Raw genomic sequence first — 26,179 nt, 5'->3', positions numbered from 1 at the left:
GAGATTCACCTTGCGTGAGAGGTTGCACAGACCCAGCCCCGGAGCACTGCCGAACCCTCACGAACTCGTCACCCGCACCTCCTAGGATCTCCGGTCTGACTGCCGGTAACCCCCCAAGCCGTACACAACCGGTGAACGCCCGGGTACGCGCGGCGCGTACCTAATCAGCGATGCGGTATCCAGCTGCGCGCGCCCCAGGAGCTGCCCATGTCGTCGTCCCACCCCTATGTCTCCGCGACCGACTACGACGGTGCGCCCGTGCTCGTGGAGCCGGAGATCAAGCGCTTGGACGGCGAGGTCCGGGAGGTGTCGGTGCCGCCGGTCGTGCCGGCCCCTACCCACGGCTCGCTCGCCGACCTGCCGTTCGACAACGCGGCCGCCGCCCCGCAGGACCGGGTGCTCAGCCGCCGTGCCGAGGACGGCGACTGGTCGGACGTGACGGCCGCCGAGTTCGCGGCCCAGGTGCTGGCCCTGGCCAGGGGCCTGGTGTCGGAGGGCCTCCAGCCCGGCGACCGGATCGCCGTCATGGCCCGCACGATCTACGAGTGGACGCTGCTGGACTTCGCCGCCTGGGCCGCCGGCCTGGTCACCGTCCCCGTCTACCCCACCTCCTCGGTCTTCCAGACCCGCTGGATCCTCCAGGACTCCGGCGCGGTGGCCCTGGTGACGGAGACGGTCGCGCAGGCGTCGGCGCTCGGCCCGGAGCTCAACCGGCTGCCGGACCTGCGGCACCTGTGGGTGGTGGAGAAGGGCCATGTGGAGCGCCTGGCCGAACTCGGGCAGGGTGTCGCCGACGCGGAGATCGACGTACGCCGGGGCATGCTCGGCCCCGACACCCTCGCCACGGTCATCTACACCTCCGGCACGACCGGCAGACCCAAGGGCTGTGCGATCTCGCACGGCAACTTCCTCGCCGAGGTCGACAACGCGATCGAGATCCTCCACCCGGTCTTCCGGTCCCGCTCGGACGAGGAACTGGCGACGCTCCTGTTCCTCCCCATGTCCCACGTCTTCGGCCGCATGGTGGCGGTCGCGTGTATCAGGGCCCGGGTCCGCCTGGGCCACGCGCCGAGCCTGAAGTCGGAGGACCTGCTGGGCGACCTGGCCAGCTTCAAGCCCACGTTCCTCCTGGTCATCCCGTACATGCTGGAGAAGGTCTTCAACAGCGCCCGGGCCAAGGCGGAACTCGCCGGCCGGGTCACCGCCTTCGACCGCGCGGTCGGCGTCGCCGTCCGCCACGGCGAGGCGATCGAGGCCCGCCAGGCGGGCACGGGCAGCGGCCCCGGCACCGCCCTGAAGACGGCCCGCGCCTTCTACGACCCCCTGGTCTACCGCCGCATCCGCAACGCCATGGGCGGCAGGGTCCGCCACATCATCAGCGGCGGCTCCCCCCTCGGCCGCACCCTGCACGCGTTCTTCGCGGGCGCCGGCATGGAGATCTACGAGGGCTACGGCCTGACGGAGTCGACGGGCGCCGCGACGGTCACCCCGCCGCTGAAGTCCCGTCTGGGCACGGTCGGCTGGCCCCTGCCCGGCACCCGCGTCCGGATCGCGGCGGACGGCGAGATCCTCCTGGCGGGCGGCCAGATCTTCCGCGGGTACTGGGACCCGAACGCGGGCGGGGTGACCCCGGCCACGACCGACGGCTGGTTCCCCACCGGTGACATCGGCAGCCTGGACGACGAGGGCTACCTGACGATCACCGGCCGCAAGAAGGAACTCCTCATCACGGCGGGCGGCAAGACGGTGGCCCCGGCTCCCCTGGAGAACTGGCTCCGCCAGCACCCGCTGATCTCCCAGTGCATGGTGGTGGGCGACCGCCGCCCCTACGTGGCGGCCCTCATCACCCTCGACATGGAGGGCATCTCCCATTGGCGCCGGATGAACGGAAAACACCCGGTGCCCGCCGAACTCCTCCTGGGCGACGACGAGTTGCGGGCCATCATCCAGCGCGCGGTGGACGAGGCGAACAAGCTGGTCTCGCGGCCCGAGTCGATCCGCCGGTTCACCATCCTGCCGCGGGACTTCACCGAGGCGGGCGGCCATCTGACACCGTCGATGAAGCTGCGCCGGGAGAGGGTGATGGAGGAGTTCGCCGAGGACATCGAGGGGCTGTACGCACGCTGAGAGCGGCGGGGGCCTGGGTGGTCGGGCGTTGCAGCGGCGGGGGCCGGGGCGGCGGGCGCGGGGATCACGGGTGCGGGCGCTCGGGAGCCGAGCGTGGTCGCGGTGTTCCGGCAGGGGGCGGACGGCGGGGGTGACGGCGTCGCCACTCCGCCACCGTGTCCGCGAACGCCCGAGCCGGTGGGCTGAGCGCGTCCCAGCGCCGTACGGCCCACCCCACGGGCAGCGGGGGCAGGCCCGGCAGCGGGATCAGCCGCAGGTCCCCGGTCTCGGCCAGCCCCGGCAGCACCGGCACCATCGCCCGGCCCACCCCCAGCTCGGCCAGCAGCAGGGCCGTGTCCCAGTCGGCGACGCTCGTGTCGTAGGCCAGGCGGACCCCCGACTCCGCGCACGCCGCCTCCAGATGGGCCGCCGACGCCGAGTTCGGCGGCAGCCGTATCGGCCGTACGTCCGTCAGCTCGGCCGCCTCCAGCGCCTCCCGCTCGGCCAGCGGATCACCGGCCCGCACCGCCAGCACCCACGGCAGCTCGGCCACCACCCGCTGCTCGATGCCCCGCACCGGCGGACCGATCGTGATCCACGCCAGGTCCAGCGACCCGTCGGCGAGCGCGTCGAAGCTTCCGCGTCCCGAACTCACCGTCCGGAACTCGAGGTTCACCCGGGGGTGCCGACGGCGGAACTCGACCACCGCGTCCCCCATGAAGTGCCGTACGGTCGTCGCCCCGGTCGCCACCCGGACGAACCCGCTCGCCCCGTCGACCAGGTCCCGCAACTGCCGTACGGCGAGGTCCAGTCCGAAGATGCCCTCGGCCGCCGCCGTCTCCAGGACCCGCCCCGCGGCCGTCGGCACGACACCCCGCGGCTGCCGTTCCAGCAGGGCGACCCCCGTCTCCCGCTCCAGCCGCTTCACATGCTGGCTGACGGCGGACTGGGTGCACCCCAGGTCACGGGCCACCGCACTCAGGCTCCCGGCCCGGCACACGGCCACGAACACGCGCAGGTCATCGAGGGTCATACCCCCAAGCTAATCCTTGGGTGCGGCCACAGAACCCAAGGATTGACTGGAGTGTCGACGCTGTACGACGATCCCTCCAGGGCCCCACGGGCGGCAACCCGCTTCACCCGGGCGGAGCGGGTGCCGACCCACCCTCGCACGCCAACTCGGCTGCGTGACCCTTGACTTCACATGGTCACCGCGCCACATTCCCCTTTCTGACACCCCCTCAGAAGGTGGGAGCGGCCCATGAACCCGACCCGAAGACAAGTGATCGGCACCTCGGCCGCCACCGGACTCTCCCTCGCGGCAGGGGGCCGGCAGGCCGCCCGCGCCGCCGACCTCCCCCTCCTCGGAACCTACGACGTCGTCGTCATCGGCTCCGGAGCGGCCGGCATGACCGCCGCGCTCACCGCCGCCAAACGAGGTCTGAGCTGCGTGGTCCTGGAGAAGGCGACCACGTTCGGCGGGTCCGCAGCCCGTTCGGGCGCCGGGATCTGGATCCCCAACAACTCCGTGATCCTCGCCGCGGGCGTACCGGACACCCCCGCGAAGGCCGCTGCCTACCTCGCCGCGGTCGTCGGCCCCGACGTGCCCGCCGCCCGGCAGCAGGCCTTTCTGGCGGCCGGACCCGCCATGCTCTCCTTCGTCATGGCCAACAGCCCGCTGCGCTTCCGCTGGATGGAGGGGTACAGCGACTACTACCCCGAGCTGCCCGGCGGGCTCCCGGGCGGCCGTTCCGTCGAGCCCGACTACCTCGACGGCAACATCCTCGGCGCCGAACTCGCCCACCTCAACCCGCCCTACATGCCCGTCCCGGACGGCATGGTCGTCTTCAGCGCCGACTACAAGTGGCTCGCCCTGTCCGCCGTGAGCGCCAAGGGCCTCGCCGTCGCCACGGAGTGCCTGGCCCGCGGCACCAAGGCCCTCGCGCTCGGCCAGACACCCCTGACCATGGGACAGTCGCTCGCCGCCGGGCTGCGCAAGGGCCTGATGGACGCGGGCGTCCCGGTCCGGCTGAGCACCCCGCTGACCGAGCTGTACACCGAGAACGGCACGGTCGCCGGGGCGGTGGTCCCCGGTGGCCTCTACCGGGCCCGGCGCGGTGTCGTCGTCGGCTCCGGCGGCTTCGAGCACAACCTCGCCATGCGCACCCAGTACCAGCGGCAGCCCATCGGCGTCGACTGGACCGTCGGCGCGAAGGAGAACACGGGGGACGGGATCCGGGCGGGACGGCGGCTCGGCGCCGCCCTCGACCTCATGGAGGACGCCTGGTGGGGCCCGGCGATCCCGCTGCCCGGCCAGCCGTACTTCTGTCTCGCCGAACGCACCCTGCCGGGCGGGCTGCTCGTCAACGCCGCCGGGCGCCGGTTCGTGAACGAGGCCGGGCCCTACAGCGACGTCGTCCACACCATGTACGAGCGCCACCCGACCGACCCCGACATCCCGGCGTGGCTGATCACCGACCAGAACTACCGCAACCGGTACCTCTTCAAGGACGTCGCGCCCACGTTCCCGTTCCCCGACGACTGGTACAGCTCCGGCGCGGTGAAGAAGGCCTGGTCCCTCGACGCCCTGGCCACCGCCATCGGCGTCCCGGCCGCCGCCCTGCGCACCACCGTGGACCGGTTCAACTCTCTCGCCCGACAAGGCAAGGACGCCGACTTCCACCGCGGCGACAGCGCCTACGACCACTACTACACGGACCCCGCCGTCCTGCCCAACTCCTGCCTCGCCCCCCTCTGGCTGCCCCCGTACCACGCCTTCCGTATCGTCCCCGGCGACCTCGGCACCAAGGGGGGCCTGCGCACGGACGCCCGCGCCCGGGTGCTGCGCGAGGACGGCTCGGTCATCCCGGGCCTGTACGCGGCGGGGAACGCCAGCGCGGCCGTGATGGGCCACAGCTACGCGGGCGCCGGTTCGACGATCGGCCCGGCGATGACCTTCGGTCACCTCGCGGCTCTGGACATCGCGGGCGCACTGTAGGCGCGCCGTCCGGTGCGGCGGGCGCCCGCCGCCGCACCTCGCCCCTTCGGCCTTGCCCTCTTGCCCTCGACAGCCGAGGTCCGTCCGGCACCATAGGGTGAGGTGCGAGCGGCCACATCCAGTCCGGCGATCGAGGTACGGGGGCGGAAATGTCGTTTCGGGGGGCGAATCCCGAAGACCTGGAGCAGTTGTCCAAGCTTCTGGACGGGCGCGGCGGCCTGGGGGACGGCCTGGACGAGGTCTTCACCCGGGCCGGCCGACTGGGGGTGAGCGGGCATCTGGCGCCTTTGAAGCCGATGCGGTCCTGGACCCGGGACCAGGCTCAGGACCTGCGTAAACGAGCCACCCTGCTGCGCCTGGAGAACGGCGACCCGACGGCCGGGCTGCTGTGGGCGGGCTTCACCGCGAAGGACCTGGAGTCCTACCAGGGTGAGGGGATCAGGCCGGAGACGCTGCTGCTGGCCAACTCGGTGGCGGCGAGTGACGATCCGCATGCGAAAGAGCTGGCCCGGCAGCCGGGAGAGAAGCTCGGCGACTGGGTCGCGCGGCTGGAGGCGCACGCCCTCTCGACCATCCCCGGCCTGGAGCCGCACGAAGAGACCCTCACCGAGATGATCAAGTTCGGCTCCGACGTGTTCAACGTCGCCGCCGCGACCCAGGTCGCGGTGGCGAGCGGCTTCTCGGGCACGAAGGTGCTGCTGGGCAACGCGGTGAAGACCGGCAAGCTGGGGCCGATGAAGGACGCGCTCGCGGCACGCTGGACCGCGCCCGGCAGCAACTCCATCCTGCGCTGGGCGGGCACGAAGCTCGGCGGCTACAACCCGCCGATACGCTCGCTGACCGCGCCGGGCAGCTGGCTGCCCGGACAACTCGGCTCCATGGCCTCGCGCAGCCAGACGTACCAGCGGGTCGCCAACGTGCCCTTCAGCTCGGGGTTCCTCGGGGACCGCTGGGGCGGCGGGTGGGACGCGCTGCGGGGGCGCGGCTTCATGAACGCCAAGCTCCTGGGCTTCACCCCCAACCAGGCCATCAACTTCTTCGCCGGCTCGGACGACATGGCCCGCATGTACGGCGGACTGACCCACTCCGGACAGGCGGTCACGCGCGCCGGACAGGCCAGCCTGTGGACGGTCGGAAAGGCCGGCGGGTTCAGCGCCGCGGCCAAGACGGCGGGCCTGTGGCGGGGCGCGGGCATCGTCGGCTCGGCGGGCGCGACGGTGTTCTCCGTGGCCAACATCGCCACCATGGACCATGAGGCGGAGTGGAAGAAGAGCAAGGCCGGATACCTCGCCAATTACGCCGAAGTGGGCTTCAACGCCTCCCTGACGGCGGCCATGGTGGCCCCCAACCCGGTCACCATCGGCCTCGCCGTGGGAACCGGCATCGTCTACGGGGGCCTGAAGGTCGTCGAGCACTGGGACGACATCACGGAGAAGGCCGACGAGGCGGCGGACTGGGTGGGGGACAAGGCGAGCGACATCGGGGAGGGCATCGCCGACGGCGCCAAGGCGCTGGGCAGTGCGCTCAACCCGTTCGACTAGGGCGTGTTGTGAAAGTGGCCTCGTCGCCCGGAGGGCGGCAGAGGCCACTTTCACAACAGGCCCTGGCTCCAGACCTACGCGAGAAAAGGGCACGTGGCCGATGGCACAGAGTAGTGAGTCCTTGGAGTTCGAGCTGATGCCGTACAGCGTCAGCACCAAGAAGGAGCTGCCCAAGGCCGGACTCGAGGGCGATGTGGGGCAGTTCGGCCACGTCACCGTGGAGCGCTGCCCGATCTACCAGCCGCTGGAGAAGGGGATGGACACCGTTCAGCTGAGCGGGCCGGCCTTCCCGGAGGTGCGCTTCCGCGGGAAGCGGAGGTCGGGGCGGCCCTCGCTGTTCAAAGCGGAGCTCACCGTCGACGGCCGCCCTGCGGAGCTGCGGCTCAACACCCGGGCCCTGCGCAAGGAGCGCCGGGCACTGCGCATCGCGTACGAGGACCGGGAGTACGTCTACTCCGTGGAGGGCCTGGGCAAGGCGAAGGTCCTGGAGAGGGGGGAGGTCCGGGTCACGATGGAGTCCGGCCAGTTCATCCCCTCGACCGGGACCGTCCGCACGGGCACGGCCACCGGCCCCTTCGACGCCGTGGACCTGGCCGTCGCCCTCGTGCTGGAGGAGGTGGACACCGATGTCCTCACTCTGGGCGGCGCCGTGATGTCGTCCCCCTTCGCCGTGATGCAGCACTTCTCCGACCGGGCGGAGTAGGGACTCGCCCCGGCCCTGGTCAGTGGGCGTCCGAGTCCGGTGCGGGCTTGCGCGCGATCAGGAACGCCTGCCGTGTCAGCTCCGAGGGGGCCGGCTCGCGCACCGTCCGCGAGACGAGCGCGAAGCCGGCTCCCTCCAGGAGTGCCACGACCGCCTCCGGCTGCCGGCGCAGGAAGTCCAGGATCACGTCGTGGCCGAAGGGCTTGTCGTGCCGCTTGGGCTCGTCACCGACCTGGAAGCCCATGAGCAGGTGGCCGCCCGGTGCGAGCACCCGGAAGAACTCCGCGAACATCCGTGGGAGTTCGTCCACAGGGGTGTGGATGGAGGAGTACCAGGACACCACCCCGTCGAGCGAGGCGTCGGCCAGGTCCAGCTCCAGCATCGACCCCTGCTCGAAGCGCAGCCCCGGATTCTCCCGCCGGGCGATCGCCAGCATCGACGCCGACAGGTCGAGGCCGAGGACGGACAGCCCGAGGGAGTCCAGATACGCCGTCACCCGCCCGGGCCCGCACCCGAGGTCGGCCACCGCCGAGCCGCTGCCCACGAGTTCGGCGAAGGCGTCGAGCATCGCCCGGTCCACGGGTGAGACCGTCAGCACCTCACGGAACCGCTCGGCGTAGTCCTCGGCGACGGTGTCGTAGAACACCCGGGTACGGGTCAGGAAGTCGGAGTCGGTCATGCCCGGGGACCTTAGCGGCCCCCACTGACACCCGGGCCGGCTCAGGCCACCCCCGCCGCCCGCAGCGCCGCCGCGGTCCCCGCGGCCCCCAGCACCACCACCGCGAACGGCGCCCGCCGCCAGGCCAGCACACCGCCGGCCAGCACCCCGAGCGGTCGCGCCCAGCCCGCGAAGTGACCGGCCTCGGTCAGCGCTCCCGTCGCGAGCAGGGCGGTGAGCAGGACGACCGCGCCTGCGGTGAGCAACTCCCGCACCCGTGCCGGGAGTTCGACGCGGCCGTGCAGGGCGGGCCCGACCAGCCGGAAGGCGTACGTGCCGACCGCGAGGGCGAGGATCATCGCGACCGTCGCGCTCATGCCGTGCGCCCGCGTCCGTGGGCGAGCAGTCCGGCCAGGGCCGCCAGCACGGGCACGCCCGCCGGGGCGAGCGGGGTGAGGGCCAGGGCCGTACCGGCGCCGAGCAGCGCGGAACGCCGTACCGCCGCGTCGTCCCGCAGGACGGGCAGGACCAGGGCGACGAGGACGGCCGGGAAGGCGGCGTCCAGACCGTAGCGGGCGGTGTCGCCGAGGGCGTCGCCGGCGAGGGCGCCGGCCAGGACGCCGAGGTTCCAGACGGCGAACAGGCCGAGCCCGGAGACCCAGAACGCCGTACGACGTCGTACCGGATCGGTCTGGGCGAGGGTGAAGGCGACCGTCTCGTCGGTGACGAAGTGCGCGCCGAGGAAGCGGGCGAGGCGGCCGCGGCCGATGTGCTCGGCGACCGCGAGGCTGAACGCGGCCGTGCGGGTGTTCAGGATCAGCCCGGTGGCCGCCGCGGCGAACGGGCCGCCCCCGGCCAGCAGCACCCCGACCGCGCTGAACTGGGCGGAGCCCGCGTACACCACCAGCGACATCACCACCGGCACCCACACCGGCAGCCCTCCGGCGACGGCGATCGCGCCGAAGGAGACGCCGACGATCCCGCCCGCGAGACAGACCAGGGAGACGTCCCGGACGAGGTCCCTGTCGGGTGTTCGCTGTACCGTACGCATGTTCTCTACAATGAACAGAAGAGCCGCCGTTCGTCAAGGCGAACGGTCGTACCGATGGAGCGAACGAACATGTCGGGCAGTCGTCTTCCGCTGGAGTGGATCGCCGCCTCCCTGCGCCGTGAGCGCACCCGTGCCGGGCTGTCCCTGTCCGAGCTGGCCAAGCGGGCCGGGATCGCGAAGTCGACGTTGTCGCAGCTGGAGGCGGCAAGCGGGAACCCCAGCGTGGAGACGCTGTGGGCGCTGGCGGTGGCGCTGGGGGTGCCGTTCAGCGCGCTGGTGGAGCCGCCGGCGCCGCCGGTGCAGGTCATCCGCGCGGGCCAGGGGCCGTCGGTGGCGTCCGAGCAGGCGAACTACGTCGGCACGCTGCTGTCCTCCAGTCCGCCCGGGGCGCGCCGGGACATCTACCGGATCACCGCCGAGCCCGGCGCGGTGCGTGACTCGGAGCCGCACATCCCCGGCTCGGTCGAGCACCTGATCGTGAGCACCGGGCGGGTCAAGGCGGGGCCGAAGGGCGAGGAGGTCGAGCTGGAGCCCGGGGACTACATGGCGTACCGCGGGGATGTGGCGCACTCCTATGAGGCGCTGCTGCCCGGGACGGCGTTCGTGCTGGTCATGCAGCACCTGTAGGCCGTAGGGCGCCCCTACGGGTGTGCCGCGGAAAAGGCAGGAGCCCCGCCGCCTTGCGGCGCGGGGCTCCTTGGGTACTGCTGTCAGGTTCGGATCAGAGACTCGGGAGTCTCAGACGGGGGTGACGTTCTCCGCCTGCGGGCCCTTCGGGCCCTGGGTCACGTCGAAGGAGACCTGCTGGTTCTCCTCCAGCGAACGGAAGCCGCTCGCGTTGATGGCGGAGTAGTGGACGAAGACGTCCGGGCCGCCGCCCTCCTGGGCAATGAAGCCAAAGCCCTTTTCGGCGTTGAACCACTTCACGGTTCCGGTAGCCATAAGCCCTCCTTGGGCCCAAAGGGTTGCCCTGCTCCAGAACCTGCAAGTGTGAAAACTGTGCCGCACAACTGCATACTTCTGAATACGACTAGAGCCTGCGGTTACATGCTCCGCAGGCTCTGTACTGCAAGGGAAACCAAACTGCAACTTGCGGCCGAGCCTAGCATGAGGGCAGCCGAAAGCAACAGAGGCCAAGATCACGCCACCCGGATGTTTGATCCTGCTCGTGTCGAGTTGACGGAGGGGGTGGCCATCGTACGACAAGCCGCAGGGTCTAGCCTCACGATGTGGACAATTCACGCACCCGGCCGCGCGTCGGCCACATCCAGTTCCTGAACTGCCTGCCCCTGTACTGGGGGCTCGCCAGAACGGGCACACTCCTCGACTTCGAGCTCACGAAGGACACCCCGGAGAAGCTCAGCGAGAAGCTGGTGCAGGGAGATCTCGACATCGGCCCCATCACGCTGGTCGAGTTCCTGCGCAACGCCGACGACCTGGTCGCCTTCCCCGACATCGCGGTCGGCTGCGACGGTCCGGTGATGTCCTGTGTGATCGTCTCGCAGGTCCCGCTCGACGAGCTGGACGGCGCGAGGGTCGCCCTCGGGTCCACCTCCCGTACCTCGGTCCGCCTGGCCCAGCTGCTGCTGGCCGAGCGCTACGGCGTACAGCCCGAGTACTACACCTGCCCGCCGGACCTCAGCCTGATGATGCAGGAGGCGGAGGCGGCCGTCCTGATCGGGGACGCGGCGCTGCGGGCGAACCTCCTCGACGGGCCGCGCTTCGGCCTGGAGGTCCACGACCTCGGCACCCTGTGGAAGGAGTGGACCGGCCTGCCGTTCGTCTTCGCGGTCTGGGCGGCCCGCCGGGACTACCTCGAACGCGAACCGGCCATCACCCGCCAGGTCCACGAGGCCTTCCTCGCCTCCCGGAACCTCTCCCTGGAGGAGGTCGGCAAGGTCGCCGAACAGGCCGCCCGCTGGGAGGCCTTCGACGAGCGCGTCCTGGAGCGGTACTTCACCACCCTCGACTTCCGCTTCGGGGAGCCGCAGCTGGAGGCGGTGGCGGAGTTCGCGCGCCGGGTGGGGCCGACCACGGGCTTCCCCGCGGACGTGAAGGTGGAACTGCTTCAGCCGTAACCTGCATCTGAGTGTTACGGGGGAGGACGCCATGCAGCCGCTCGGAGCCGACGAGCCGACCGCCGTGGGTCCGTACCGGCTGCTCGGCCGGCTCGGTTCCGGCGGGATGGGCCGTGTCTATCTGGGACGCAGCGCGGGCGGGCGCACGGTCGCCGTCAAGATCGTGCACCCGCACTTCGCGCTCGACGAGGAGTTCCGCGCCCGCTTCCGGCGCGAGGTCGAGGCGGCCCGGCGGGTGGGCGGCGCCTGGACCGCCCCCGTGCTGGACGCGGACCCGGAGGCGGCGGTGCCGTGGGTGGCGACGGCCTACGCTGCGGGTCCGTCCCTGTCGGCCGCGATCGCCGACGGCGGCCCGCTGCCCGCGCCTTCGGTACGGGCGCTGGGGGCGGGGCTGGCCGAGGCGCTGACGGCGGTCCACGAACTGGGCCTGGTGCACCGGGACGTGAAGCCGTCGAACGTGCTGCTGACCCTGGACGGCCCGCTGTTGATCGACTTCGGGATCGCCCGGGCCACGGACGGTACCGCGTCCCTCACCTCGACCGGCGTCTCGGTCGGCTCGCCCGGCTACATGTCGCCCGAGCAGATCCTCGGCACGTCGGTGACAGGCGCGGCGGACGTCTTCTCGCTGGGCGCGGTGCTGGCGTACGCGGCGACCGGCCGGCCGCCGTTCCCCGGGGACTCCTCGGCGTCGCTGCTCTACAAGGTCGTCCATGAGGAGCCCGAACTGGGCTCCCTGGCCGGGGACTTGCGCGGCCTGGTCGCGGAGTGCCTGGCGAAGGAGCCGGACGCCCGGCCCGCGCCGGGTGAGGTGGCCCGGCGACTGGCCCCGGAAGGCGCGGCACGGCTGGTGGCGGGCGGGTGGCTGCCGGGGGCGCTCGTGGAGCGGTTGAGTCGGAGCGCGGTGCGGCTGCTGAACCTGGAGGTGGCGCAGGAGGCGGCTTCGGGGCCGGTGGAGTTCGGCAGCGCCTCGGCGGGCTTCGGCGGTGCGGTGGCGGGCCCCGGCGGTGCGGTGGCGGGCGGGACGGCGGGGACGGACGCCGGTACCCCGGCCGCCGGGGAGTTCGGGCCGCCGCCGGTCATGCCGGGGGCCGGGGCCGGGGCCGCCGCCGCGGTCGCGGAGTCCGTGTCCGCGCCCGTGCCGCCCGCCTTCGCCCCGGGGGGACCCCCGCCGTCCGTCGCCGTGCCCGAGCTGAGCGGACCGGAGCGCGAACCGCGGGACGCTGCCCCGCCGTCCGCCTTCGCCCCGGGAGGACCCCCACCCTCCGTCGCTGTGCCCGAGCCCCGGGGACCGGAGCGCGAACCCCAGGACGCCGCCCCGCCGTCCGACGCCCGCCCGGGCAGGCTCACCGTCTCCGTGGCGGCCACCTCGGCACCGGGGGCGGACGGACGGGGCCGGCGGATGAGTTGCACGGTGGCGCTCGCCGTGGCGGGGGCGCTGGCGGCGGTGACGGTGGGGTCGGTGTTCCTGTTCGACCTGATGCCGGGCGGGCGCAACAACGACGCGGGCGGCGCGGGTTCGGACTCCTCCACCGCGCCGGGCAGCTCGGCCTCCGCCTCGCAGGAGCCGTCGGCCTCCGTATCGGCCACGGCCTCCGTGCCGCCGACGGCCGACGGGACCAGTGGCGCCGCGACGCCGGCCCCGGCGGTCCCGGACCGCTACCTCGGCACCTGGGAGGGGGAGGGCAGCGGCTCCGGCATCCCGATGGGCACCTTCCGGCTCACCGTCGAGAAGGCGGCCGTCGGCGAGGAGCTGGGCAAACTCCGGCAGACGGACATCTTCGGGGGCGTCTGCAACGACGTCCTCACGCTGAAGACGGTGACGGAGACCGGACTCGTCGCCACGTCCGTGGGGGCGAAGGACAACCATGCGGGCTGCAACCCGGCGCCGCACACCGTGCGGATCACGCCGGTGGGGGATGACCTCAGGTACGTGTCGCAGAGCGCGGCGGAGGGGAACCCCGAGGCGCGGATGTCGAAGGTCGAGTAGCGGCCCGCCAGTCCGCCCGCACGGGGGCGGAACGGGCCCGGGAACTCGGAAACACGCGGCCTCCGACGGTGGCGACGCGGCCCACGCGATGCCGGCCCTCCGACCGTCGCCGGTCCGTCCTGAGGGCGGCACCGCGCGAACGCCGTACAGCCATTAGTCTCCGTTAGCCGAAGTGACGAACGTGGCCCCAGAGGCCGACGGGAGGATGACCACCATGCGGACGCTGGTCACGGTCGTGCAGGAAGGCGGTGAACCGCACGACGTCGTGATCGCGACGGACGACACGGCCACCGCCGGCGACGTCGCGGAGGTGCTCGGCGAAGCCCTCGGGCACCCCGCCCGCCCGACCGGCCCCGGCGCGGGGAACGTGGTGCGGATGCCCAGGCACGGCGCACCGGCGACCCGGGGGGTGCCCTCGCTCTGGGCGGACGGCGAGTACTGCGATCCGGCGGCACCGGCGGCTTCCGTCCTGCGCGACGGCATGCGGGTCGCCGTGGACGACTCCATAGGCCCGCTGCTGCGCAAGGGCGAGCCGGTCGGCCAGTTCGAGCTCAGGGTGGCCGGCGGTCCCGCCTCCGGCCGGGTGGTCCGGCTCGGCGTCGGGGCGGCGACCGTGGGATCGGCGCCCACCTGCTCGCTGCCCGTGCCGGACCCGGCACTGCCGCCGGTCGCGCTGCGCGTGACGATCGACCTCCAGGGCAATACCAAGCTCAGCGCCGAGGCCGGCGCCGAGGTGCTGCTCGACGACGAAGCGGTGGAGGCCGGCGCGTCCTGGCCGCTCGGTGGCGTCGTACGCGTCGGGGACTCGCTGCTCGTCCTCGACAAGGTGGTGGAACCGGACGCGCACCTCTCCCGGATGAGCGAGGGAGGTCTCGCCTACAACCGTCCGCCGCGCCTGTCCCCGCTGCGGCCCCGGCGACGCGTGGTCGTCCCCGTACCGCCGAGCAAGAGCGAGAAGGCCAAGTTCCAGTTCATCCTCGCCTTCATGCCCATGGTCTTCGGTCTGACCATGTATTTCGTCACCAAGCAGATCTACATGCTGCTGTTCTGCCTGATGAGCCCGATGATGATGGCCGCGCAGTGGCTCAGCGACAGCCGTGAGGGCAAGAAGAAGGACAAGAACTCGGCGAAGCAGTACAAGAAGGACCTCGCCGAGCACCAGGCGGAACTCGTCGTCCTCGCCAAGGAGGAACAGCGCGCCCGCCGCGCCGACGCCCCCGACCCGGCCGAGATCCTGCTCTTCGCCACCGGCCCGCGCCGTCGGCTGTGGGAGCGCCGCCTCACCGACCCGGACGCCATGCTGCTCAGGGTCGGCGTCGGCGGGCTGGAGTCGGACGTCGAGATGGTCATGGCCCGCGGCGGCGGCTCCTACGACGAGGACCGGCCCGAACCCCCGGTCCTGCCGGACGTCCCCGTCACTCTCCCCTTCGGCCGGCTCGGCGTCGTCGGTGTCGCCGGTGACCGGACCCGGGCGATGGCCACCGCCCGCTGGATCAGCGTGCAGGCGGCCGTCCTGCACAGCCCCCGCGACCTCTCCCTGGTGTCCCTGTCCGCCACCCCCCAGGCCGGCGCCGAATGGCACTGGGTGCACTGGCTCCCCCACACCGACCCCGACCAGGGCCAGGACTGCGTGGCGCTCGTCGGCTTCGACTCCGAGGGCATCACCCGCCGGGTGAACGAGCTGCTGAACGAGCTGGCGCGGCGCAAGGCCGCCCGCGAGCAGCAGAACATGCTGGGCCAGCTCTACCCCGACCCCACCATCCTGCTGGTCCTGGACGGCGCCCGGCTGCTGCGCCGAGTGCCCGGCGTCCCCCAACTCCTCACCGAGGGACCGCAGTACGGCATCATCGCGCTCTGCATCGACGAGGACGAGCGGCTGCTGCCCGAGGAGTGCAAGGCCGTCGTCGCCTGGTCCCCCGACGCACCGCACCATGTCCGCGTCCGCGGCTACGGCATGGAGGGCGTCGGCGACATCCTGGCCGACCAGGTCAGCTACGAGTGGTGCGAGCTGCTCGCCCGCTCACTGGCGCCCGTGCGCGATGTCAGCCGCGACGACGCGGACGCCGCGCTGCCGACCGCCGCCCGGCTGCTGAACCTGCTGAACCTGCCCAACCCCTCCGGTGCGGACGTCGAGCGCATCTGGCAGGCGGGCGGCTCCACGACCGCCGCGCCGATCGGTGTCGCCGCGGACGGCCCGTTCGTCCTCGACATCCGCAGAGACGGCCCGCACGCGCTGGTCGCCGGTACGACGGGCGCCGGCAAGTCGGAGCTGCTCCAGACGATCATCGCCTCCCTCGCGGTGGCGAACCGCCCGGACGCCCTGAACTACGTCCTCATCGACTACAAGGGCGGCAGCGCCTTCATGGACTGCGCCCGGCTGCCGCACACCGTCGGCATGGTCAGCGACCTCGACGCCCACCTCACCGAGCGCGCCCTGGCGTCCCTGGCGGCGGAACTGCACCGCCGGGAGCGGATCCTCTTCGACGCCGCGGCGAAGGACATCGAGGACTACAACGACACCCGCAAGCTCCGCCCCGAGCTGGAGCCGATGCCCCGACTGGTCCTCGTCATCGACGAGTTCGCCTCGCTCGTCGCCGAACTCCCGGACTTCATCGCGGGCCTGGTCGACATCGCCCGCCGAGGCCGCTCGCTCGGCGTGCACCTGGTGCTGGCGACCCAGCGCCCGGCCGGTGTGGTGAGCGCGGACATCCGGGCGAACACCAACCTCAGGATCGCCCTGCGCGTGACGGACGCCGCCGAGTCGATGGACGTCATCGACGCCCCCGACTCGGGAGCGATCGCCAAGTCCACCCCCGGCCGCATGTACGTCCGTTCCGGCGCCCAGTCCCTGGTGGGCGTGCAGTCGGCCCGTATCGGTGGCCGCCGCCCGGCGACCGGCCAGACGGGCCCGAAGGCGACCCTGACCCCCCTGCCGTGGACCGCGTACGCCCGCCCCCTGCCCAAGCGGCAGGAGGCCGAGGACGACGGCACGATGGTCACCGACCTGGCGGTCCTGGTGGACGCCGTGGCCGAGGGCGCGGCCCGGATGGGCTTCGGGGAGCAGCGCAGCCCGTGGCTGCCGCCGCTGGCGGAGCACGTGACGCTGGCGGAGCTGGTCGCGTACGGCACGCGGCAGGAGCCCGCGGACGACGTCGCGCCGATCCCGTACGGCCTGATCGACCAGCCGGCCAAGCAGAGCCGCAAGCCGTTGACGCTCGACCTCGTGCACGGCGAGCACACCCTGCTGCTGGGCGGCGCGCGCTCGGGCCGGTCAACAGCCCTGCGCACCCTGGCCGGTTCGCTGGCACAGTCGACCTCACCGCACGACGTGCACGTGTACGGCATCGACTGCGGCTCGAACGCGCTGCTGCCGCTGATGCGCCTGCCCCACGTGGGCGCCGTCGTCACCCGCGACGAGCCGGACCGGGCGCGCCGCCTGATCGAGCGCCTGCTCGCCGAGATCGCCCGCCGACAGCAACTCCTCGCGATGGAGGGCGCGTCGAGCGCGGCGGAACAGCGCGCGGCGGCGGCCCCCGAGGAGCGCCTGCCCTGGATGGTCCTGCTGCTGGACAGCTGGGAGGGCTTCGCGTCGACCTTCGAGAGCTACAACTACGGTCAGCTGCTCGAAGCCGCGCAGCGCATCTTCCGTGAAGGTGCCGCGGTGGGCCTGAAGGTGGTCATGACGGCCGACCGCAGTGGCCTGAGCGGCCATGTGTCCTCCGCCTTCGGTGACCGTCTGATCATGCGCTTCGCCGACCCGAACGACTACTCGACGGCCGGCCTGTCGGCTCGCGAGGTCCCGAAGAACATGCCGCCGGGCCGCGCGCTCAAGATGACCGACACCGGTGTGGACGAGACCCAGATCGGCCTGCTCGCGGAGGACCCCGCAGGTCAGGCCCAGGTGCGGGCGCTGCGGGAGATCGCGGAGGCGGCGCGCACCAGGTACCCCCGCATCCCGGTGGGCCGCCGGCCGCTCCGGGTCGACGCGTTGCCGTCGCGCATCAACGCCGCCGAGGCGATGGCCCTGGACCCCGACTTCGTCGCCCCGTCGCCCCTGTGGGCACTGGTCTGCGTCGGCGGCGACGAACTCCGCCCGATCGGCATCGACCTGGAGGAGAACGGCCCCGGGTTCGTCATCGCGGGCCCGCCCAAGTCCGGCCGCTCCACGCTGCTGCGGGCCGCGACGGAATCCCTGCTGGGCGCGGGCACGCCGGTGGTGCTGATCACCCCCCGCCGCTCCCCGCTGCGCGAACTGGAGGGCCGGGAGGGTGTCCTGGGCGTACTGAACGCCGAGAGCCGCGGGGACGACCTGGAGGACCTCGTGGAGGACCTGCGCGGCGGCGCGTACGTCGTGGTCGTGGACGACGCGGAGCTGCTGTACGACACCAACCTCGACGAGGCGCTGGAGACGGTCATCCGCAAGGGCGCGGACGGCGGCATCGGCCTCCTCGCCGCCGGCACCACGGACAGCCTCGCCGGCCAGTACCGCGGCTTCGCGGTCGAAGCCCGCAAGTCCCGCAACGGCATGCTGCTGACACCGCAGAGCACGTCGGACGGCGAACTGTTCGGCATCCGCCTCCCCGCGAACAGCGGCGGCGGCCCGGTGGGCAGCGGGCTGTTCATCTCCGGCGGTTCCTATGTGCCGGTGCAGGGGGTGATGAACGGCTGACACGGGGCGGCGGCCCCGGCCGGGTGCCGGGGCGATCGCGGTGCGTGGTCAGGGTTTGGTGAGGGGGGTGGCTGGGGGGGGGGGGGTTGCGGTGTCGTGCATGCGGACGAGGCGGTGGCGGCGGAGCATTGCTACGACTGTGCCGGCGAGGAAAAAGAGAGACATCGCTGAAGCGCCATAAGCGGGAAGGTTGGGAGGTGGATTCCTGACCCACCTTTGATCCAGGCTCCGGCGAATATCTTTCGGATCGTAGGTGACTAGCATCGGATCGCCAACATTTACGTCGGGATACATTCCGGCGTAGTCCCCGAGGTCGGCCTCCAGGCCTGAAGCGGGGCCTTGTGCGAGACGGATCTGCACACGCTTTGGTTTGTTGTCGACGCCAATCACCCTGGCGGCAACGGTGACCCCTTCAGAGCGCAGGTCTTGCAGCACGGAATGCGCGGTGAGCCAGAAGAACAGGGTCATTGCAGCGCAAAGTAGAAATGTGCCGAAAATTCCCCAGATTGCCCGGAGGGGTGGTGGCTCTGGACGGCTTAGCCGGCTTCTGATTCGGGCCGTCCTTTGCCGGGACTCCTCAATGTGAGGTGGAAGCGTGTAGTCGCCCGCTGGGCGGCGCTTGCGCTGCTTCTTAGTCATCTTCAGTCAACCTTTGGAAAACCGCACCCGCCGTGTGATTCGCGCTCGATGCGGCGTCGCCGATTTTATTGCCGACATCCTTTACTGCCCCGGTGACCCCATTGACCATATTCTGGCCGGTCGGAGTCTTGATGAGGTACGAGGTGCCGTAGCCAGCGCCGAAGCCGAGCGCGACGCCTGCAGCGATTCCCCAGCCGACCGGGCCCGAGGCAAACGAAACCGCAGCCATACCGCCCAATGTCCCGGCAGCCCCCGCCGCCATGCCCCCGGCATTCGCCGCGACCGCGACATCCGCCTCCGTACCGTGGTTGATGTCCCAGACGGTCGCACCGACCGTCAGCACCGTCCCCACCAGCGGCAGCTTCCCGCCCGCCCCGAGTGCTCGCCCGAAGAGCGTCGTCGTGCTCGGCGGTCTCAGGCCGGGCACCTTGCCGATCAGCCAGCTGCCGCCGTCCGCGACCGACGCTTCCATGATCCGGGAGAAGGACCCCATGCCGTAGCGCGCGAGGATGCGTTCCGCCTCTCGTGCGGAGCGGGCGGACGCCTTCGCGGCCTGCCGGGTGGCCTTCTTCAACGCCCGCCGCTCTTCCTGGGTCATGGCGTTGAGACGCTGCTGGTACACACGGGCCGCATGGTCGCTGAACTTCTGTGACTCCTCCCAGAACGCCCCCGCGTACTTGGCCTGCATGCCGATGACACCGGCCAGCAGACCGGCCGTGTCGGACCAGGTGTCCGCGGGGTCGAGGAGTTTCGCCGCGGCGATCCTGGTGTGTTTCCAGGCGAGGTCCCACAGTTCGGGATCGTCGCTCTGCATAAGGGCCCGATTGAAGACAGCGGCTGGCTCGTCCTCGCCGAACTCGCCGTGGAACAGGGCGGCCGTCTTCTCGAACCCGGGCGCCGGGGAGTCGGCGTGGAGCGCGGTGGTGAAGGCCGACCCGAAGACCCTGGCGTCGTTCTCGGCTGTCGGGGCGCCCGCGGCGGCGATCATCACCTGGAGGGTCTTGGCGAGATCCGGACTCATCGTCGCGTAGAACGCGGAGGTGAGATCGGGGTCGCCCTTGTGCTGTGCCAGCAGCCCCGCGATCCGATGGAACTCGGCGCCGGCCTGGCCCGCGTCGAGCAGGGCGGCCTTCCCGGCCTCCTCGGCGAGCAGCTTCCCGTCCTCCCGGGCCTCGGCCGCCGTGCGGACCGGTTCCCGAAGCCGCACCATGGAGCCGGGTTCGCGGATGCCTTTCCGGTCCAACTCCATGGCGGCCGCGAGCGCTTGGCGGCGACGGAGCATCGGCAACTCGTCATCGACCCAACCGGCGATTCTCGCGATCTCGGTGAGGGCGCTGGTGTCCAGCCCGAACCTTCGGAATCGGCTCGTGTAGGAGGACTTGGCGCCGTGCAGGCTCCTGCTGCCGGACTCGAGGTTCTTGATGAACTTCAGCAGGTTGTGCGGATTGATGCCGGAGAAGTCGGGGTCAACCACGGGTGGGATCCCCATTCCCGTCGGCGTCGGCCAGTCGCGGGTCGACCAGCACGGCTACGGCGCCCGATCCGCTGAGCGCCTTCCCCATCTCGCCGGCAGGGACGATGACCCAGGGCTGCTCCTCTCCCATGGCCTCGACCAGCAAGGGAACACTGGTGAAGGCCAGTGCCGTGAGCTGTTCCCGGCCTGTGTCGCCCGTGATGGGGACGAGCGCCACCTCGATGGTGCCGCCGCTGAGTGGAGAGCCGTCCGGGGCCTGCGGGACCTTGGACAGGGTGGGCAGTACGAGGAATTCTGGAGCGTTCTGCGCCGATAAGGTTGCGGTCACCGCCTCAGATTATGGGGTGACCAAGAGGCGGGCATAAACCAGTAAAGATGAAAATCAAAAGGTGACATTCGTGTCGGATACCGAGTCCCGCGTCCCCAACCCGCGGAAAGCCGAACTTGAGCGGCTGCGCGGCGATCTCGTCAAAGAGCTGGAAAGCATCAAGAAGGCGCTCAAGGGGCCGACCGAGGAAATCGGCGGGGACAAGGTCTGGGTCGGGAGGAACGCCCGGGCCTGGCACCGTGAACTCGACGGGCGGCACCGCAAGTTGGGCGAGCAGGTCGACAAACTGCTGCCGTTGGTCGACGCGGCTCTCCGCGGCGAGCCGGAGAAGGTGCCGGCGAGCGAGGCCCGCTCGTATCGCCAGGCGGTGTGAGGCGCCGTACGCGTTACATGTGCCAACGCCACCGGGGTGCTCGGTCAAGGTTGGAAGGACCTCGGTCGAGCACCCCGGTGAACAGCGCAGCCCCGACGGATCAGGTGGCGCGCTCGATGTTGTCCGCGCTGGTGTTCGCCGACTTGCTGGCCTCGTTCAGCGTGGTGACCCACTTGTCGAAGGTCGGCTTCACGTCGTGCCAGTCGTCACGGAACCGGTCGGCCTTGGGGCCCTTCCAGTAGCTCGTGCTCTCAGTCGTGGCCGTCTCCAGAGCCTTGATGAGGGCCTGGAGGTCCGTGGCCTTGCGATTGAAGAGCTTGGACAAGTCCCGGAGCCGCCCGAGATCTGCACCGCGATCCATAACGTTCCTCCCCGTGTGGTTCATGGGCAAACGGCCTGTCCGTTTGCATCAGGGGACGCTACCGCACCATGCGTGGGTTCCGTCCAGGGCCGCCCGGTGATCGGGTTCTCCTGTGAATGATCGGTGGTGAACCGGGTCAGGGCCCCACCGAGGGTGTTCACGGCCGGTCAGTATGCTGTGGTTTTGAGACAGCGGGGGAGGATGCTATGGCAAATCCTGACATACAGGAACTCAACCAGCGTGCCAGTCAGTTGAAGTCGCTCGCCGATGACATCGACGCTCTCGTCAACGCCGCCAAGAACCACAGCACCACCGGCATGAAGACCTGGTCGGGCCCGAACGCGGACCATGTGCGCGGCAAGCTGAAGAGCTGGCAGACCACGTGCGGAACGGTCGCCAAGGCGCTGCGGGACGAAGCCCAGCAGTGCACGCAGAGCGCCAAGGACCTGCAGAACAACAAGTAGTGAGCCGGCCCCGCCGCTTCACGGGAGGACCCACCACCGTGCCCTCGTACGACAGTTCCCGAGCGCGCTTCCGGCTGGCCGACCGCCATGTCGCCGTCTTCGCCCACCTCCTGGACGGCCAGACACCCCCCGAGGAACTGGGGGACTCACTGGCCGAACTCCAACGCATCGGGCTGGTCGGCGAGGAGGGCGAACTCGCGCCGCTGCTGCGGGACTTGCTCGGTGCTCTCACGGCGCCGACGGTCATCGTCCAGGTGGAGGTCACCGGCGAGCACGGCCCCGTCCACCACGGTGTGGTCGTCGGCCAGGAGGCCGTGATCTCGCACGACGGCTGGCCGGGCGAGGAGGAGTCCGAGTACGTCTCCATCGAGCCCAGCACCCTCGTCTGGGAACTGGCGCGCAAGGTCAACCTGCACCGCGGCGAGAGCCCCGAGGAGGGCGCGCCCGAGGTGCGTGTCGAGACGACGATGGCAGCCCTGGACGCCGCTTTCGTCGCCCTGGAGGAGCCGGGCGCGGACGACGAAGCCACCCGCGAGCTGGTCCGCACGGCGCTGGTCCGGGCGGACGCCAACCTCGCCGAGCCGGCCCTCGGGCAGTTCCTGGACCTGGTCGTCTCGCTCAACGCCACCTGGCGCATCACCACCGCCTGGGAAGGGCAGCACGACGGCAAGCCCTCCACCATGGTCCGTGCTCTCGCCGTCTGGGACTGCGGCCCGCTCGGCCACTGGATCCGCGAGCAGCCCGAGGAGCCGATCCTGCCGGGCCAGGTGGGCCCGGCCAGCCCTCTGGTCCTGCTGAGGTCGAACGCGGCGGAGGTCTGGAAGAAGATCACCGCCCTGCTGCCCGACCGGGAGGAACTCCAGGCCGGCGGTGAGTGACGGTCCGCCGGTGCCGCCCTGGACACGGGTCGCTCGACGGGGAGGCCGCGAGGAGCCGGGCCCCGTGTTCAGCCCGTCGTACGCGTCATCCGTACGGCGTTGTCCGTCAGTTCCGCGACCTTGAACTGAACGCCCGTGAACTCGACGGTGTCACCGACGCGGACGTCCTGGTACATGGCCACCGAGATCGCCGCGCAGTTGGCGTTGATGCCCGCCGTCTGTGTCGCGGGGTCCACGGACGCCGTGATCGACAGCCCGGTGGGGAAGGTCGACACCCCGCTGTTGTCGAGCACCGACAGGGTGCCGCCCTTCGCCGGGAAACCCTTGGACGCGGCGGCCAGGACGGACGGGGCGGTGGTGAAGCAGAGGCCGTTGTCCGCCTCGCCGCCCTTGGGGTCGAGGGAGGCGGGGGCTGCCGTCAGGGCGGCCTTGGCCTGTGCGTCCTGCGGTTCCAGGACGACCCGGTAGGCGCAGATCTGGCTGACGGCGTAGGTGTGCCCGGAGACGCGGATGCGCCGGCCGACCTCGACCGTCTGCTGCTTCTGGCCGTCCTCGTACCTCGCGCCGTCCCGCAGCGTCGCCGTACGGGTCGTACCGTCCGCGGTGGCGGCCTCGTACCGCACACCTCCGCCACCCGGCAGCCGGAATCCGCCGCCGCGCAGCACGTGCACGCCGTCGGCCGGGGCCGTGCCCACGCACAGCGGGCCCTTGTCCTTCGGTGCCGCCTGGGTGGTCGCGGCCGTGGTCGTCGGGTCCGCGCCGCCGGTCCCGCCGGTCTCGTCGGCCGATGACCCGCAGCCGGTCAGCACGAGCAGGGCGGTCAGGGCGCTCGCGGCGCCGTACTTACTCGCCGGCCTGAGCACCGGTGTCCTCCTTGTCCTCGCCGGAGACGCGCTCCAGCACGACGCGGGTGCGGTAGGCGACCTCCGCGACCCGCCAGGTGTCCCCGGTGATCTCCACGATGTCGCCGGGCGTCAGGTCGTCGAACTCCGCGAGGGGGCGGCCCTCGCAGCCGATCTGGATACGGCCGTGCACCGACGGCTCGCGGAACACGGTCGCCAGGACCTGGTGGGTGCGCCCTTCGTGTTCGACCGTGTACGGGATGTGATAGCGAAGCACCCAACGGCCCTCGAACTCGAAGGGGTACTTCACCTGCGGACGTTCGGGCTCGGACACACCACTCACCTGCCGGGCGTCAAGGGGCATCGAAGGCCTCGGCTCCCCCGAAGTACTGGTTGAACTGTTCCTGCGTCACGGTAATCGGTGGATAGCCCGAGGTTCCCCATGGGTTGCCGAGGATCACCTTGCCGTCGTCCGTGAAGCCGCGCACGTAGTACGCGTGGTTGCTGTGGTAGGTGTTGCCCCATTCCTTGGGGTGGTTCTTGTCGAGGCCCTCGTCGGCCGGCGTGGAGACGGTGACGACCTTGCCGGACTCGAACGCCGACCGGAGCGAGTCCAGGTCCTTGTCCTCGCCCTTGCCGATGCCCAGGAATCCGCCGGTGGTCAGGTCCTCGCCTTCCCGACCGGTCAGATAGGGCGCCGACTTCTTGGGGTCGTCGCCCTCGATGCCGCCGTAGCCGCGCTCGTCATCGCCGTCGTCCGAGTAGGCCATCGCGAAGGCCTTCTCGTAGTACGCCGGCCAGGACTCGCCGTTCCCGTACGTGCTGATGGGGTTGCCGTTCTGGTCGGTCGGCAGATCCGGGGTCATGGTCACCCACTGGTAGTTGCCGTCCTTGTCCCAGACGCGCACGCTGACCGTGCCGTTCGGGTTCTGCTTGATGCCGTCCTGGATGAACTTGGGATCCTTCTGCGCCAGACCGGCCAGCGAGGCGACGTACCAACAGTCCCCGAACTGCCGCTGGTTGACGTCGTCGGCCGAGACGCCGTCCTGGAACAGCGGGTCCGTGGGCGTCTGCCAGTGGATGCCGTTGTTGTTCTGGCCGTTCTGGTTGTTCCCGCCCTCTTCGAACGCGCCGGTGTTGGTGAACGTCGGCTGCGTGCCGGGAAAGGCCGTCTGGAACTTGCCGAAGTTCTCCGGGCTGATCTTGGAGAGCATCCGGCCGAGCGTCCCCCGGCGCGCGTCCTCCGGCAGGCCGTTCTTGTCGAACGGGTTCCAGACGGAGTCGTCGGTACAGGTGAGCAGTTCGTTGTAGAAGGCGAGGTCCTTGGGGGAGGCCTGCGACACGAGGGCGTCGACCTCGGCGGCTGTCAGTCCGTCGAGTTCACCGGAGATCTTCTCCAGGTCGTCGCGGTTGCCGTTGGTCCCGAAGTCCTTGCCCCGCAACTCCCGCAGATGCTTCAGGGCGTCGTCGATCTTCTTCGCGTCGGGCGCCTTCTCGTCCAGGAAGACGCTGCCGTCGCTGACCGGGTAGCCCTTGCCGGCCAGCTCCTGCAAGCCCTCCAGTTGCTTGATGCGGCGCTTCATCGAGGCCTGCATGTCGCCGAGTTCACCGCCGAGGGCACCGGGCAGCCGCCGTCGCCCGAAGAACGACGGCATCGGGACCACGTCACCGACGAGATCCTGGAGATCGGGGTTACGGGAGGCGTTCTGGCCGGGGGGCAGGTTCTGCTGGGCGGACGTCAGCAGCATGGCCAACTGGCTGTGCAGCTTCCCCGAGTTCTGGGCGAGCGCGTCCAGGTCGCTCGCGAGCGCGGTGAGCTTGGTGGCGTCGAATCCCCTGAAGACCATCAGTTGCCGCCCCCACCCGTGCCGGCCTTCGCCTTGTCCTTCTCCTTGGCCTGCCGGTCGAGTTCCTCGGCCTCGCGCTCCCAGCGGGACGCATCGGCCAACAGGGAACTCGCCATGCCGTTCAGGGTCTGCTGCCGCTTCTGCAAGGTGGCGGTGCACTCGTCGGCGAAGGGGCCCTGCCAGATCGCCGCCTCGTCACCACCGGTAAGGAACGCGGCCGCGCGAGGGGTGGCCTTCTTCACGGCGGCATCCAGATAGGGACCCAGCCGACGCGCGATCGCCCTCGCCTCCCGCGCCAGATCGCGCAACCGCGCCGCCCGCCTCTTCAACTCGGCCGCGTCGCCACCGTCCGTGGACGCCATGTGCGGTTCCTTCCCCCGTGTGCCTGCTACTGCTCGGTCGTCGACTGCCCCTACGACATCGCTGGTGAAGCATAGGAAGGGGGGCGGGGGCGGTCATGACCGGGGGCGGGAATCTCCTCGACTGTCACGTGGTCGCCACATGCAGGCTCCTGCGGTGCGGCGCACCGGCCGTGTGCACGGCCGGCGGCCCTCAGTTGGGCAGCTTGGACGGGAGGTCGCATTTCGCGTCCTTGTGGGCTTGGCGGGCGAAGGATGTGGCCAGGTCGATGAGTGTTTGGCGGGCTTCTTGGTCCGAGGCTTCGAGCGGTTCCAGCGCATGGGCGAAGACGGTCATGTTGTAGCGGGCCTTGCTCGTCTTCTCATGGGCGTAGCAGGGCACCCAGATCGCGGCCACCTCAGCATTGGATACACCTTTGAGGCCGGAATTGAAGTAGGTGATCTTACCGCCGTCGTTCCGCGGGATATGTGTCCTGCTCCACTGCTGCCAGGGTGTGGCCGGGCCGGTTTTGGCGTCCAGGTAGAAGAGTGCCTTGTCGTCGACGTCCTCGACTCCGCATGTGCTTCGGAAGCCCCAGTCCGTGTCTGGTCGCCATGTCTCGATGAAGTCGTATTCGGAGGACCGGGGTAGCACGGAGTTGAAGACCTTCGCGGCCTCTTCCCGGTCAGGCATGTGCAAACAGACGTCGTCAGCCGAGATGTGCCCACGCTTCTCGAAGGCTCCGGCGAAGTAAGCGACGAGCAGTGCGCAAGCGGCAACAACAGCAACCCCGCCGTAGATGTAGGGATTCCGTAGAGGGCTACGCTTGGATGATTCCGACAA

General features: G+C 70.8%; 25 protein-coding genes. 11 read left to right on the top strand and 14 right to left on the bottom strand.

The annotated features are described in order from the left end of the window. Positions 1 to 207: 207 nt before the first annotated feature. Positions 208 to 2,127, top strand: a complete 1,920-nt coding sequence (locus tag ACH41F_RS33625; protein ID WP_391240028.1) for an AMP-binding protein — start codon at positions 208 to 210, stop codon at positions 2,125 to 2,127. Positions 2,128 to 2,191: 64 nt separating this feature from the next. Here ACH41F_RS33625 and ACH41F_RS33620 read toward each other — a convergent pair whose 3' ends face one another. Further along, on the bottom strand, positions 2,192 to 3,139 hold the full coding sequence (locus tag ACH41F_RS33620) for a LysR substrate-binding domain-containing protein (protein WP_391240025.1): 948 nt from the start codon (positions 3,137 to 3,139) through the stop codon (positions 2,192 to 2,194). A gap of 228 nt (positions 3,140 to 3,367) precedes the next feature. Here ACH41F_RS33620 and kstD point away from each other — a divergent pair, with 228 nt between their 5' ends. From kstD to ACH41F_RS33605, 3 genes are all read left to right on the top strand, one after another. Next, positions 3,368 to 5,104 carry a 3-oxosteroid 1-dehydrogenase gene (kstD, locus tag ACH41F_RS33615; protein WP_391240023.1) on the top strand — a complete coding sequence of 579 codons (1,737 nt, stop codon included), beginning with the start codon at positions 3,368 to 3,370 and terminating at the stop codon, positions 5,102 to 5,104. Between the two features lie 149 nt (positions 5,105 to 5,253). After that, positions 5,254 to 6,645, top strand: a complete 1,392-nt coding sequence (locus tag ACH41F_RS33610; protein WP_391240020.1) for a PE-PGRS family protein — start codon at positions 5,254 to 5,256, stop codon at positions 6,643 to 6,645. Between the two features lie 100 nt (positions 6,646 to 6,745). Continuing rightward, positions 6,746 to 7,348 (top strand): hypothetical protein, encoded by a 603-nt coding sequence (locus ACH41F_RS33605; protein WP_391240017.1) that lies wholly within the window; start codon positions 6,746 to 6,748, stop codon positions 7,346 to 7,348. 19 nt (positions 7,349 to 7,367) lie between these two features. Here ACH41F_RS33605 and ACH41F_RS33600 read toward each other — a convergent pair whose 3' ends face one another. Genes ACH41F_RS33600 through ACH41F_RS33590 form a run of 3 tightly spaced genes read right to left on the bottom strand, consistent with a single transcriptional unit; the run spans position 7,368 to position 9,057 of the window. After that, positions 7,368 to 8,027 carry a methyltransferase domain-containing protein gene (locus ACH41F_RS33600; protein ID WP_391240015.1) on the bottom strand — a complete coding sequence of 220 codons (660 nt, stop codon included), beginning with the start codon at positions 8,025 to 8,027 and terminating at the stop codon, positions 7,368 to 7,370. A gap of 41 nt (positions 8,028 to 8,068) precedes the next feature. After that, complete coding sequence (locus ACH41F_RS33595) at positions 8,069 to 8,383, bottom strand: AzlD domain-containing protein (RefSeq protein ID WP_398838884.1); 315 nt, start codon at positions 8,381 to 8,383, stop codon at positions 8,069 to 8,071. Continuing rightward, complete coding sequence (locus ACH41F_RS33590; RefSeq protein WP_391240010.1) at positions 8,380 to 9,057, bottom strand: AzlC family ABC transporter permease; 678 nt, start codon at positions 9,055 to 9,057, stop codon at positions 8,380 to 8,382. The genes ACH41F_RS33595 and ACH41F_RS33590 overlap by 4 nt, the downstream gene beginning before the upstream one ends. Before the next feature lie 54 nt (positions 9,058 to 9,111). On the opposite strand from ACH41F_RS33590, the gene ACH41F_RS33585 reads away from it, so the two are divergent. Further along, entirely contained in the window at positions 9,112 to 9,684 is a 573-nt protein-coding gene (locus ACH41F_RS33585) for a helix-turn-helix domain-containing protein (protein WP_391240007.1), read from the top strand. A 111-nt stretch (positions 9,685 to 9,795) separates the two neighbouring features. Here the strand turns inward: ACH41F_RS33585 and ACH41F_RS33580 are convergent, their stop codons facing one another. Next, positions 9,796 to 9,999 (bottom strand): cold-shock protein, encoded by a 204-nt coding sequence (locus ACH41F_RS33580; protein WP_003992177.1) that lies wholly within the window; start codon positions 9,997 to 9,999, stop codon positions 9,796 to 9,798. 287 nt (positions 10,000 to 10,286) lie between these two features. On the opposite strand from ACH41F_RS33580, the gene ACH41F_RS33575 reads away from it, so the two are divergent. From ACH41F_RS33575 to ACH41F_RS33565, 3 genes are all read left to right on the top strand, one after another. After that, positions 10,287 to 11,135, top strand: a complete 849-nt coding sequence (locus tag ACH41F_RS33575) for an MqnA/MqnD/SBP family protein (RefSeq protein ID WP_391240004.1) — start codon at positions 10,287 to 10,289, stop codon at positions 11,133 to 11,135. A gap of 31 nt (positions 11,136 to 11,166) precedes the next feature. Continuing rightward, a complete protein-coding gene (locus ACH41F_RS33570; protein ID WP_391240001.1) occupies positions 11,167 to 13,122 on the top strand; it encodes a protein kinase in 1,956 nt (651 codons plus the stop codon). Positions 13,123 to 13,336: 214 nt separating this feature from the next. After that, positions 13,337 to 17,791 (top strand): FtsK/SpoIIIE domain-containing protein, encoded by a 4,455-nt coding sequence (locus tag ACH41F_RS33565; protein ID WP_398838881.1) that lies wholly within the window; start codon positions 13,337 to 13,339, stop codon positions 17,789 to 17,791. A 48-nt stretch (positions 17,792 to 17,839) separates the two neighbouring features. Here the strand turns inward: ACH41F_RS33565 and ACH41F_RS33560 are convergent, their stop codons facing one another. The 3 genes from ACH41F_RS33560 to ACH41F_RS33550 all read right to left on the bottom strand — a co-directional run bounded on the left by ACH41F_RS33560 (position 17,840) and on the right by ACH41F_RS33550 (position 20,232). After that, positions 17,840 to 18,259, bottom strand: coding sequence for a hypothetical protein (locus tag ACH41F_RS33560; protein ID WP_391366202.1), 420 nt, complete (start codon positions 18,257 to 18,259; stop codon positions 17,840 to 17,842). A 163-nt stretch (positions 18,260 to 18,422) separates the two neighbouring features. Further along, a complete protein-coding gene (locus ACH41F_RS33555) occupies positions 18,423 to 19,904 on the bottom strand; it encodes a hypothetical protein (protein WP_398838880.1) in 1,482 nt (493 codons plus the stop codon). Continuing rightward, a complete protein-coding gene (locus tag ACH41F_RS33550; RefSeq protein WP_398838878.1) occupies positions 19,897 to 20,232 on the bottom strand; it encodes an SAV_915 family protein in 336 nt (111 codons plus the stop codon). The genes ACH41F_RS33555 and ACH41F_RS33550 overlap by 8 nt, the downstream gene beginning before the upstream one ends. A gap of 70 nt (positions 20,233 to 20,302) precedes the next feature. Between ACH41F_RS33550 and ACH41F_RS33545 the strand changes: the two genes are divergently transcribed. Beyond that, entirely contained in the window at positions 20,303 to 20,605 is a 303-nt protein-coding gene (locus ACH41F_RS33545; protein WP_391239987.1) for a hypothetical protein, read from the top strand. Between the two features lie 100 nt (positions 20,606 to 20,705). Here ACH41F_RS33545 and ACH41F_RS33540 read toward each other — a convergent pair whose 3' ends face one another. After that, positions 20,706 to 20,966 (bottom strand): WXG100 family type VII secretion target, encoded by a 261-nt coding sequence (locus tag ACH41F_RS33540; protein ID WP_391239984.1) that lies wholly within the window; start codon positions 20,964 to 20,966, stop codon positions 20,706 to 20,708. Positions 20,967 to 21,172: 206 nt separating this feature from the next. Here ACH41F_RS33540 and ACH41F_RS33535 point away from each other — a divergent pair, with 206 nt between their 5' ends. Further along, a complete protein-coding gene (locus ACH41F_RS33535; RefSeq protein WP_391239982.1) occupies positions 21,173 to 21,430 on the top strand; it encodes a WXG100 family type VII secretion target in 258 nt (85 codons plus the stop codon). A gap of 38 nt (positions 21,431 to 21,468) precedes the next feature. After that, a complete protein-coding gene (locus ACH41F_RS33530) occupies positions 21,469 to 22,308 on the top strand; it encodes a hypothetical protein (protein ID WP_391239980.1) in 840 nt (279 codons plus the stop codon). Between the two features lie 68 nt (positions 22,309 to 22,376). Here ACH41F_RS33530 and ACH41F_RS33525 read toward each other — a convergent pair whose 3' ends face one another. From ACH41F_RS33525 to ACH41F_RS33505, 5 genes are all read right to left on the bottom strand, one after another. Next, positions 22,377 to 23,171 (bottom strand): hypothetical protein, encoded by a 795-nt coding sequence (locus tag ACH41F_RS33525; protein WP_398838875.1) that lies wholly within the window; start codon positions 23,169 to 23,171, stop codon positions 22,377 to 22,379. Beyond that, positions 23,152 to 23,484, bottom strand: a complete 333-nt coding sequence (locus tag ACH41F_RS33520) for a hypothetical protein (RefSeq protein WP_391239974.1) — start codon at positions 23,482 to 23,484, stop codon at positions 23,152 to 23,154. The genes ACH41F_RS33525 and ACH41F_RS33520 overlap by 20 nt, the downstream gene beginning before the upstream one ends. A gap of 19 nt (positions 23,485 to 23,503) precedes the next feature. Continuing rightward, a complete protein-coding gene (locus ACH41F_RS33515; RefSeq protein WP_398838873.1) occupies positions 23,504 to 24,997 on the bottom strand; it encodes a C2 family cysteine protease in 1,494 nt (497 codons plus the stop codon). Further along, positions 24,997 to 25,359, bottom strand: coding sequence for a hypothetical protein (locus tag ACH41F_RS33510; protein ID WP_398838871.1), 363 nt, complete (start codon positions 25,357 to 25,359; stop codon positions 24,997 to 24,999). The genes ACH41F_RS33515 and ACH41F_RS33510 overlap by 1 nt, the downstream gene beginning before the upstream one ends. Positions 25,360 to 25,549: 190 nt before the next feature. After that, positions 25,550 to 26,179: a hypothetical protein gene (locus tag ACH41F_RS33505; protein WP_391239965.1), complete on the bottom strand. Its 630-nt coding sequence runs from the start codon at positions 26,177 to 26,179 to the stop codon at positions 25,550 to 25,552.

Origin of the sequence: Streptomyces sp. NPDC020489, from assembly GCF_044386545.1 — a bacterium.
GTDB lineage: Bacteria > Actinomycetota > Actinomycetes > Streptomycetales > Streptomycetaceae > Streptomyces.
The sequence above is the reverse complement of the archived record's forward strand: the minus strand, read 5'-3'. Positions and strand labels throughout refer to the sequence as shown.

Coding starts and splice junctions, on each gene's coding strand:
- ACH41F_RS33625 (WP_391240028.1), top strand. CDS start 208: ATGTCGTCGTCCCACCCCTATGTCTCCGCGACCGACTACGACGGTGCG.
- ACH41F_RS33620 (WP_391240025.1), bottom strand. CDS start 3,139: ATGACCCTCGATGACCTGCGCGTGTTCGTGGCCGTGTGCCGGGCCGGG.
- kstD (WP_391240023.1), top strand. CDS start 3,368: ATGAACCCGACCCGAAGACAAGTGATCGGCACCTCGGCCGCCACCGGA.
- ACH41F_RS33610 (WP_391240020.1), top strand. CDS start 5,254: ATGTCGTTTCGGGGGGCGAATCCCGAAGACCTGGAGCAGTTGTCCAAG.
- ACH41F_RS33605 (WP_391240017.1), top strand. CDS start 6,746: ATGGCACAGAGTAGTGAGTCCTTGGAGTTCGAGCTGATGCCGTACAGC.
- ACH41F_RS33600 (WP_391240015.1), bottom strand. CDS start 8,027: ATGACCGACTCCGACTTCCTGACCCGTACCCGGGTGTTCTACGACACC.
- ACH41F_RS33595 (WP_398838884.1), bottom strand. CDS start 8,383: ATGAGCGCGACGGTCGCGATGATCCTCGCCCTCGCGGTCGGCACGTAC.
- ACH41F_RS33590 (WP_391240010.1), bottom strand. CDS start 9,057: ATGCGTACGGTACAGCGAACACCCGACAGGGACCTCGTCCGGGACGTC.
- ACH41F_RS33585 (WP_391240007.1), top strand. CDS start 9,112: ATGGAGCGAACGAACATGTCGGGCAGTCGTCTTCCGCTGGAGTGGATC.
- ACH41F_RS33580 (WP_003992177.1), bottom strand. CDS start 9,999: ATGGCTACCGGAACCGTGAAGTGGTTCAACGCCGAAAAGGGCTTTGGC.
- ACH41F_RS33570 (WP_391240001.1), top strand. CDS start 11,167: ATGCAGCCGCTCGGAGCCGACGAGCCGACCGCCGTGGGTCCGTACCGG.
- ACH41F_RS33565 (WP_398838881.1), top strand. CDS start 13,337: ATGCGGACGCTGGTCACGGTCGTGCAGGAAGGCGGTGAACCGCACGAC.
- ACH41F_RS33560 (WP_391366202.1), bottom strand. CDS start 18,259: ATGACCCTGTTCTTCTGGCTCACCGCGCATTCCGTGCTGCAAGACCTG.
- ACH41F_RS33540 (WP_391239984.1), bottom strand. CDS start 20,966: ATGGATCGCGGTGCAGATCTCGGGCGGCTCCGGGACTTGTCCAAGCTC.
- ACH41F_RS33535 (WP_391239982.1), top strand. CDS start 21,173: ATGGCAAATCCTGACATACAGGAACTCAACCAGCGTGCCAGTCAGTTG.
- ACH41F_RS33515 (WP_398838873.1), bottom strand. CDS start 24,997: ATGGTCTTCAGGGGATTCGACGCCACCAAGCTCACCGCGCTCGCGAGC.
- ACH41F_RS33510 (WP_398838871.1), bottom strand. CDS start 25,359: ATGGCGTCCACGGACGGTGGCGACGCGGCCGAGTTGAAGAGGCGGGCG.